General features: G+C 66.9%; 3 protein-coding genes and 1 riboswitch. Of the genes, 2 read left to right on the forward strand and 1 reads right to left on the reverse strand.

Annotated features, from left to right (window positions below; all coding sequences use genetic code 11):
* Together ACRDTL_RS13635 and ACRDTL_RS13640 are read left to right on the forward strand one after the other, a co-directional pair.
* Positions 1-1,780 (forward strand): acyltransferase family protein (locus tag ACRDTL_RS13635; protein ID WP_431507238.1); only part of this gene is annotated, 1,780 nt, incomplete at its 5' end.
* Between the two features lie 55 nt (positions 1,781-1,835).
* Positions 1,836-2,009, forward strand: a riboswitch (M-box (ykoK) riboswitch).
* A gap of 215 nt (positions 2,010-2,224) precedes the next feature.
* Positions 2,225-2,416 carry a hypothetical protein gene (locus ACRDTL_RS13640; protein ID WP_431507239.1) on the forward strand — a complete coding sequence of 64 codons (192 nt, stop codon included), beginning with the start codon at positions 2,225-2,227 and terminating at the stop codon, positions 2,414-2,416.
* 9 nt (positions 2,417-2,425) lie between these two features.
* Here ACRDTL_RS13640 and ACRDTL_RS13645 read toward each other — a convergent pair.
* Positions 2,426-3,013 (reverse strand): zinc-binding dehydrogenase (locus ACRDTL_RS13645; protein WP_431507240.1); only part of this gene is annotated, 588 nt, incomplete at its 5' end.

The following is a 3,013-nucleotide window of genomic DNA, read 5'->3' on the forward strand; positions in this document are numbered from 1 at the left end:
CTTCTGGATTCGACGTGCGCGACGACTGCTGCCCGCGCTGGTGCTCATGGTGCTGACCGTCGCCGTTGGGCGCCAACTTTTTTCGCCCGAGGCCGTCGCCGGGCTCCGTGATGACGCCATCGCCGCGTTCTTCTGGACAGTGAACTGGATGTTCGTCGCGCAGAAGACCGACTACTTCACCCAGGGCGCACCGCCGTCGCCCCTGCAACACGCGTGGTCGCTCGGTGTGGAGGAGCAGTACTACATCGGCTGGCCGCTGCTGCTGATGGCGGTGGCCGCTCTGCTGGCAGCCGGAGCACGACGCCGCAACAGGCTGGCCTCACTCGGTGGCGTCCGGTTGACCGTTTTGCTGGTGGGGACGTTGGGTGCGCTCGCTTCCGCCGCCGCGGCCATCATCCTGACGTCCGACGCAACGCGGGACCGGGTCTATTTCGGCACCGACACCCGAGCCCAGGCGCTGCTGACCGGCGCCGCGGCAGCTGCGCTGCTGGTCGACGATTGGCCGGCGCTCAATCGCGGCTGGTCGCTGATCCGGACCCGCTGGGGGAAATGGACCGCCCGTCTGCTGCCGGTCATGGGCCTGGCGGCCTTGGCGGTGGCCGCCCACTACGCGACCGGCAGCGCCCGCGAGTTTCGCCACGGTCTGCTGATCGCGGTCGCGGTGGCCGCCGCTCTGGTCATCGCGCCGGTGGCGCTCGACCAGCGCGGGCCGGTCGCCACGGTGTTGTCCTGGCGTCCGCTGGTGTGGCTGGGCATGATTTCCTACGGCGTCTACCTGTGGCACTGGCCAATCTTTCTGGTGATCAACGGTGAACGGACCGGGTGGTCGGGACTTTCGTTGTTCTCGGTGCGGTGTGTGGCCACCCTGGCGGCGTCGGCCGCGTCGTGGTGGCTGATCGAACAACCCGCCCGACGATGGCGACCGGTGCGGGTGCCGCTGCTGCCGCTGGCCGGGGCCACCGCCGCTACCGCGGCCGCGGTGACGATGCTGGTAGTACCGGTCGGCGCCAAATCCGGCGGGGCGGCCGACAGCAGTCTGCCGCCCGGCATCTCGTCGGTCGCCGTGGTCTCGCCGTCACCGCCGTTCGGTTCGCGGCCGGCACGGGCCGTCGCTCAAAAAGATCCACATCGGCCGTTCACCGTTTCGGTATTCGGTGACTCGATCGGCTGGACGTTGATGCATTATCTGCCGGAGACCCCCGGGTTCGACTTCGTCGACCACACCGTCATCGGGTGCAGCATGGTGCGCGGCGGACCATACCGGTATCTCAACCAAACCTTGGATCAGAAGAGTGAATGCGAGTCCTGGCCGGGCCGATGGGCGGCGCAGGTCGCCGAAGACCGACCCGATGCCGTCCTGCTGATCGTCGGCCGATGGGAAACCGTGGATCGGGTCAACGAGGGGCGCTGGACCCATATCGGCGATCCGGCGTTCGACGCCTACATCAGCGGCGAGCTGGGACGCGCGATGGACATCCTCGCCGCCGCCGGTGCGCCGGTGACGGTGGCCAACCTGCCCTACAGCCGTCGCGGCGAACGACCGGACGGCAGCCTGTATCCGGAGGACCAGCCCGAGCGGGCCAACCACTGGAATGCTCTGCTGCGCCGCACCATCGGGCAACGTCCCAATGTCGGGATACTCGACCTCAACAAGAAGCTCTGTCCGGAGGGTGTCTACACCACCAAAGTCGACGGCATCCCGGTGCGCAGCGACGGCGTCCACCTCACCGCCGAAGGCGTGAAATGGCTGACGCCGTGGCTCGAGGAATCACTGCGGTAAGCGCTGAACGGTTTAGCGTTTGACGCCTATCGGTTCCGGTGCGAGGATGGGCGGGCAAGCACCTCGATAGGTGAGGCGTCTGCACGGATATAGGCCACTGACCTCGAACGTCGAGAGACGCCCCGGGTCAGGACAGCTCTTCCCGGCTTAAGGGTTGAGCCCAAGTGGCTTCTGGACCACCGTCCAGACACGCCGTGCAGTGCCGAAGCCCCGACGAGAGGGGTGCGTGCCGGCCGGTTTCGGCGGGCACTCGATTCCCTCCTGTGCGTGCACAGTGGCAACACCGCGAGTCTTAGCCGTGAGGAGGTGAGGGCGAGATGAGTCCAAGTGATTGTTGCTATCCGTATTCGATATCCGTCCGATCCGGTCATGGCATACCAGCCGCCGCCTGAGTTTCCGCGGCGCTCGGGTGACTAACGGCCGGCCCTCCGGCAGGAGAAGATCATGGCTTTTGTTGTTACTCAATGTGTTTCACCGTCCCTGCGGGCTGGTCGGCGAGCTGCCGCCAGGTTGCGGGCGCGTCGCAACCTGACTCCGCAGGAGCGGGCTAACCTGTACGTGTCGCTGACGGCGCCCGCAGTGGTGACGGCGTCCCTGGGCGGTCATCCGTACCGCGGCGACGGCCGCCGCCGCTGACGAGAAGCGTCAATCCTGGGGCAGCAGCACGATTTTGCCGTGGGTATGGCGCCGCTCGAGCTGTTCGAATGCGTCGGCGACCCGGTCGAGCGGGTAGGTGGCGGCGATATCAAAATCGATGTCGCCGCTGACCACCACGTCGGCAATCTCGGTCAACACTTCCGGCGTCGACGCATCCATGCTGCCTTCGGTCTTGGCGCCGACCTCGGCAGCTTTGGCGAACGAGATGATCGTTTCGATCCGTTCCGGCGCCACACCGAGGTCGACGGCGAGTTGGATGTAGTCCGGCCCGAACAAGTCGATGAACGCGTCGATCCCGTTCGGGGCGGCATCGCGCAACCGCACCGCCAGCCCGTCTCCGTACTCCACCGGAATGATGTGATGGGCACGCAGCCAGTCGGCGTTGCCCGCCGACGCAATACCGAGCACCTGCGCCCGGCGCAGGGTCAACAGTTGCACGACCAGGCTCCCGACTCCTCCGGCGGCTGCCGACACGGCCACCGTCTCAGCCGGCTGCGGCGCCACCGCTCGCACAGCCGCATACGCAGTAACGCCGACGACGTAGAGCGATCCCGCGATCTCCCAAGGTAATTGCGG

This window comes from Mycobacterium sp. (assembly GCF_050700595.1).
GTDB lineage: Bacteria > Actinomycetota > Actinomycetes > Mycobacteriales > Mycobacteriaceae > Mycobacterium.